The organism is Methylobacterium sp. B1 (genome assembly GCF_000333255.1).
Lineage (GTDB): Bacteria > Pseudomonadota > Alphaproteobacteria > Rhizobiales > Beijerinckiaceae > Methylobacterium > Methylobacterium fujisawaense.
The window spans coordinates 1-5,746 of record NZ_BACT01000407.1; the positions used below are offsets into that span (position 1 = coordinate 1).

Genomic DNA, 5,746 nt, shown 5'->3' on the forward strand with positions numbered 1-5,746 from the left:
CCCCGCTGCAAACGAATCGCATTGGTGTGAGGCTTGACCAAGAGCGTTCCCAAAGCGGCGAGATTCGCCTGAGGCAAGTGATGCCGCGTGGACGAAGATGCGGCGCTGAACCTTCACTGCTACGGTGTGAGACACTCGGCTGAAGGCCGCTGGCGACCAAAGTCGGTCGCTCGGAACGCCTTAGGCGCTTCTCCAAAGCGGCCGTTCGTCACTCCTCCAACAACTTCAGCTTAAGGTGGCTGGCGGAAGTTCACCGAGTAAACGATAAATGTCAGGATCAAACGCTGAAGCCGGCGTTCCTGCAAACAAGCAGCCTGTAATCTTAGGCTTTGTGCACTGGTTGAAAGCGCGTTACCTGAGCCGTGTCGAAAAAGGTGGACCGGCGTGGTGAGCTCCGGTCAGTTACCCGCCAAGGGCAGCCAAATTCCCGCCCCCTCCGGGCCGCGGACCACGACGATGCGGACGCGCGTCCGCTTGTTGTGGGGCGCGCCGTTACGGCATAGCGGCCACGTTGATCAACTTCGAGTTTTGGCACGCGTCCTCTAATCAATAAGGACGGCCTATGCACACGACACCTGTTCTCATCGTTAGCGGAAGCCTCGTCGGACCGTCCGCAGCCTTGTTCCTCGCTTGGCGACGGGGGCGTGTTACGTTGGTCGAAAAGCACGTCGGCAGCTCAATATGTACCCGCGCGATGGGCTTCACCGAACGCACGCTGGAATACTTTCGTGGGGTCGGCATAGGCGACAAAGTTCCGCAACGGGACCCGAACGCGAAGCTGCGCCGCGCCCGGTTCGACAGTCTCAGCCGCGAAACGCGATCAGAAACGCCTTGGACCCCCGGTTAGGCCGTGGAGGAGAAGGACCACCTGTCGCCTGTGCGCGGCGCGGCGATCCTGCAAGACAAGCTGGAACCGATCCTACGTAAGGCCGCGCGTGAGTGCGGGGCCGATCTGCGGCTTGGCGTAGAGCTGTTGAACTTCCTGCAAGACGCCGCAGGTGTCACCGCCGAAGTGCGCGACCGACTGACCAACCAAGCTTATAGAATCCGCGCCTCCTGCCTGATCGCAGCTGACGGGGCCGACAGTCCGATCCGCGAAAAGCTCAGCATTCCCCGGCAGGGGGTCGGCTACCTGCGAACCCTGCGCAGTATCCTGTTCTACTGTCCGGCGGCGGACGAGGCCCTGCGCTCCGGCATCCAGCAGTTCGAGATCGAGCAATTAGGCTTAAAGGCGTTCGTGACCACCTACGGCGACGGCCGGTGGGTGCTGATGTTCGGTGATGATCAGGAGCGCACCGACGACGAATTGCGGACTGCGGTTCTCTGGGCGTTAGGCCGCGCCATGCCGTTTGAGATCGTCACGACTGGGCATTGGGACATGGCTGGGCGCATCGCCGAGCGCTTTCGGGAGGGCCGAGTGTTCCTGGTCGGTGACTCGGCTCATCAGCTCCCGCCAACACGCGGCGGTTTCGGAGCCAATACCGGCATCGATGACGCCTACAATCCCGCCTGGAGACCGCAACGAGTCATCGAGGGTGTGTCCATCCCGGCTCTGCTCGCCACCTACAGTCCGGAACCGCATTCGATTGGTTGGCTGCGCCACCAGCAGACCTTCGCTCGCCGTGACTACACCCGCTGGGTCGGCGACATACTCAAGAATGAACACCTCTATGGCGATGCGGCCATGGAGCTGGGCCAGCTGTATCGTTCGGATGCGATCGTTGGTGCAGGACCGGAGCTACCTCCAGCTGCGCATCCGGACGTGTGGGCCAGTCAGCCCGGCACCCGTGACCCGCACGTTTGGGTCGAATACGGTAGGCAGCAGGTATCGACACTCGACCTATTACGCGTGAATTTGTGCTTCTGACGACTGAGCCGCGCTGGTGCAAGTCGGCAGATCGCATCGAGGGCGTACGGGCCTACTGTGTCGGTCGGGACATGATGTTCTCCACGGCCGAGCTGTTCACTCAGAAATTTGGTGTCTCGCCCGGTGCGGCGACGTTGATCCGTCCAGATGGCGTGGTGTGCTGGCGGGCGGAAGAGACGGCCGCCGAACTCACGCCCGCGGTCAGTGCAGCGATGCACCGAGCAGCGGCCCGACCAGCCTGAATTAAGGCCACGAGGCGGGTGGTCATCAGAGTTGACCCCTGGCGACCTACTGCGTTGTCGGTCCGGTCCAGACGTTGCAGTGTGTTTGCTATAAAGTCCGAGTAGGGTCGGAAGCGATCCTGGCGGCCATGTCCGTTTCGATGCATCCGCTGTCCGGAAGCGGACGGGCAGATACCCACCCGCAACCGCCGTTTTGGGAGATTCCCTGAGCAGCCGTCCCGCCTGCGACCCATATCGGCTGCTCGTAAGACCTTACGGCAGCACCGGAAGCGGACGCTGATCACCTTATCGCGCATGCAGAATCCCGCGGCGGAACGCAGGCGGGCCTCTTCCCGGACACCGCAAGCCCGTTTCGGTCCTGGGGCTTCAGACGTTGGATCGTCCCCCTGGGGTCGTTCAGCAACGGGGACGACTTTATCCGGATGACCGCGTTCGATCCTTGTCGACATACGAATTCGAGAATGTCCGTACCACCTCGTCGACATGCGCCTCGATCTGCTTTCGATCGACGGTGAAGGCGTGCGGAGTGAACAGCATCAACGGGACGAATTTTCCCACTACACTCCCGGTGTAGATCTCCGCAGCGACCTCTGGGGCTTCGCCGACGAATTCCCCCCGCGCTTTGGCTTCCATGAGATAGCGGGTGAGCTTCTGGAGCGTGCGACCGGGAGCCATCGCGTAGAACGCATCCCCCAGCGTGGGATGCCGGGGTGCCTCGTTCACGATAATGCGAGCCAGTGCGACGACCGCCGGGCTGCAAATGCATTCCAGCAATGAAATACCCACAGACCGCAAGATGATCGGAATGGGTCGATCGCTGTCAAGCTCCGCGTCGAGTGTCTGTCTGACCTCGTTGTTTCGGTTCGTCACAATTTCTAAAAACAGATCTTCCTTGCTGCCGAAGTGTCTATAGAGCGTCTCCTTGGATGCGCCTGCCGCTAAAGCAACCATCTTCATGGTGGTGTCGGCAAAGCCATGATCGAGGAATACCTGCTCGGCTGCCTCCGCAATTTCTCGACGTCGCCGCGCGCCGCGCGGGATCGGCACGCGCGCCATCTTTGAGTCGGTCATCGCGGCGCTTGACATCGATCGGTACACTCACGCTTATCCGAACCGACGGGTTCGGTTATGCGAGCCATTCATAGGGCAAGCCGCTCGCGCGACCCAGTGTTCCTCCTGATCACGCCGTCGATAGGGTTTCAATCTCCGACCATGACCGACGACACGGATCGCCGTTCCCACCCGTATGACCGCTCACCGAGCCGACGCGATTATCTTGCTGTCGGGTCTGAGGCTGACGACCGTGGGCGCCCGCGGTACGGCTCTCCCGTGTCCGCCGTCAGCACTCCTGAGACAAATTGAGGGTCTTCACGAACGGAGGATGGCTGGTTCATCGTAGCCCCCAGGAGCGAAGATGAAACAGACGTCCGGGCCGGCGCGGCAGCCGGCAGAAGCCGTGATCAAGGACATCCGCCGCGCCACGCGCCGGCAGTTCTCGGCCGAGGAGAAGATCCGCATCGTGCTGGAAGGGCTGCGCGGTGAGGACAGCATCGCCGAGCTGTGCCGGCGCGAAGGCATCGCCAGCTCGATGTACTATGGCTGGTCCAAGGAGTTCCTGGAAGCCGGCAAGAAGCGGCTGGCCGGCGACACGGCCCGTGCCGCGACCGCCGACGAGGTCCAGGACCTGCGTCGCGAGGCGGGTGCGCTGAAGGAGGTCGTAGCCGATCTCGTCCTGGAAAACCGCCTGCTGAAAAAAAGTCTGACCGGGGCTGGGGGCGACGAGGCATGAGGTACCCGGCCTCTGAGAAGCTGGAGATCATCCGGCTGGTCGAGCAATCCCATCTGCCGGTGCGCGCCACCCTGGACAAGCTCGGCGTCACCCGGGCGACGTTCTACCGGTGGTACGACGCTTTCCAGCGTGGCGGCCTCGAGGCATTGGCGGATCGCCCGTCCCGACCCAGCCGGGTCTGGAACCGGTTGCCCGCCGAGGTTCGCGATCAGATCGTCGCTCTCGCGCTGGAGGAGCCGGAACTCAGCCCGCGCGAGCTGGCGGTGCGCTTCACCGACGAGCGGCGCTACTTCGTCTCCGAGGCGACCGTCTACCGTCTGCTCAAAGCTCAGGACCTGATCACCAGCCCGGCCTACATCGTGATCAAAGCCGCCAACGAGTTCCGCGACAAGACCACCGCGCCAAACCAGCTTTGGCAGACGGACTTCACCTACCTGAAGGTGGTTGGCTGGGGCTGGTACTACCTCTCGACGGTGCTTGATGACTTCTCGCGCTACATCGTGGCGTGGAAGCTGTGCGCGACGATGCAGGTCGGCGACGTCACCGCCACGCTCGACCTCGCGCTGGCGGCGGCCGGGCTCGATCATGTGCAGGTGGCGCATCGGCCGCGGCTGCTCTCCGACAACGGGCCGAGCTACGTCGCGGGTGATCTGGCCGACTGGCTCGGCAGCCGGGGCATGACCCATATCCGCGGCGCGCCCCGCCATCCTCAAACGCAGGGCAAGATCGAGCGCTGGCACCAGACGCTCAAGAACCGCATCCTGCTCGAACACGCCTACCTGCCCGGCGAACTGGAGGCGCGGGTTGCCGCCTTCGTCGAGCATTACAACCACGCTCGGGCTCACGAGAGCCTGGACAACCTCACTCCCGCCGACGTCTACTTCGGCCGCGGCGAGGCCATCCTGCAGGAGCGGGCGCGGATCAAGCGCCAGACCCTCATCGATCGCCGCTTGCGCCACCACGCGCAGGCTGCCTAACCTCTCAACCCAGAAGGACCAGAGCCTCCGTTCCTGAGCGCCTCAAGTCGTCTCAAATCATCTGACGACGGACACCGCAGCGACGGCGCGGCCCTGTTTTCGATGTTCCGGAACGTATTCGGATCCGTCGGGATCTCGCTCTCGACGGCGGCCATCACCGAGCGCACGCAGGCCGATCAAGCGCACCTGTCGGGGTTCATGACGCCGTTGCGCTACGGCTACAACACGCTGATCCAGGAGAGTGAACAAACCCTCCGATCGCTCGGCCGCGCCGCCAATTCCATCCATCAGCAAGCGGTCTCGCACACCTACCAGACCTACATGAAACAGGCGCAGGTGCTGGCTTACGGAAATGTCTTCCAGTACGTCGCCGTCGTCACCCTGCTGGTTGTGCCTCTCTGCTTCCTCATCTCGGCCAAGACCGCTCAAGGCAGCGGAGGCGGACACTGACATGACACCCCAGCCCCGACACGCACTGCGCTCCTATGCGACCGTTGCGATCTCCGGCCTCGGCCTGGCCAGTAGCGTGGCTGCGTGCACGCTCGGACCGGACTTCATTCCCCCCGCCCCGACGATCACGGAGTCGAGCGACTATCTGGACACCGGCCTGCCGGCCCGGACGCCGCTCCCGCTTTTTGCACGAACCAGCACGGCGGAGCCGGTGGTGGCGTGGTGGCTCGCCTTCCGCGATCCGATCCTGGCGCAGCTGGAGGATCGCGTCGCGTCGCAGAACCTCGACGTGCAGACCGCTACGGCACGTCTGTTCGAGAGCCGGGCGCAACTCGGCACCGCGGCCGCGGCCGGGCTTCCGACGCTCAACGGACAGGGCAGCGCCTATCGCCAGCAATACAGCAAGAACGGCACGATCGGG

The 5,746-nt window shown here is 63.4% G+C and carries 4 protein-coding genes and 2 pseudogenes; 5 read left to right on the forward strand and 1 reads right to left on the reverse strand.

Annotation, left to right across the window (positions count from 1 at the left end):
- Positions 1-562: 562 nt before the first annotated feature.
- Both I53_RS11755 and I53_RS36125 read left to right on the forward strand, forming a co-directional pair.
- A pseudogene (locus I53_RS11755) lies at positions 563-1,867 on the forward strand (FAD-dependent monooxygenase).
- A complete protein-coding gene (locus tag I53_RS36125) occupies positions 1,858-2,109 on the forward strand; it encodes a hypothetical protein (RefSeq protein ID WP_374701316.1) in 252 nt (83 codons plus the stop codon). The pseudogene I53_RS11755 and the gene I53_RS36125 overlap by 10 nt, the downstream one beginning before the upstream one ends.
- A 414-nt stretch (positions 2,110-2,523) precedes the next feature.
- On the opposite strand, the gene I53_RS11760 is transcribed toward I53_RS36125, so the two are convergent.
- Positions 2,524-3,180 carry a TetR/AcrR family transcriptional regulator gene (locus I53_RS11760; protein ID WP_187294343.1) on the reverse strand — a complete coding sequence of 219 codons (657 nt, stop codon included), beginning with the start codon at positions 3,178-3,180 and terminating at the stop codon, positions 2,524-2,526.
- A 343-nt stretch (positions 3,181-3,523) separates the two neighbouring features.
- Here I53_RS11760 and I53_RS11770 point away from each other — a divergent pair.
- The 3 genes and pseudogenes from I53_RS11770 to I53_RS11780 form a co-directional block, all read left to right on the forward strand.
- Positions 3,524-4,875, forward strand: a protein-coding gene (locus I53_RS11770; RefSeq protein ID WP_085987647.1) for an IS3 family transposase whose coding sequence is annotated in 2 segments (ribosomal slippage) — positions 3,524-3,859 and positions 3,862-4,875 — 1,350 coding nt in all. Because the reading frame shifts where the segments join, the coding sequence is not laid out codon by codon here.
- Positions 4,876-4,977: 102 nt separating this feature from the next.
- Positions 4,978-5,325 (forward strand): hypothetical protein, encoded by a 348-nt coding sequence (locus tag I53_RS11775; RefSeq protein ID WP_043350839.1) that lies wholly within the window; start codon positions 4,978-4,980, stop codon positions 5,323-5,325.
- Position 5,326: 1 nt separating this feature from the next.
- Positions 5,327-5,746, forward strand: a pseudogene (locus I53_RS11780) (TolC family protein); the annotation flags it as partial.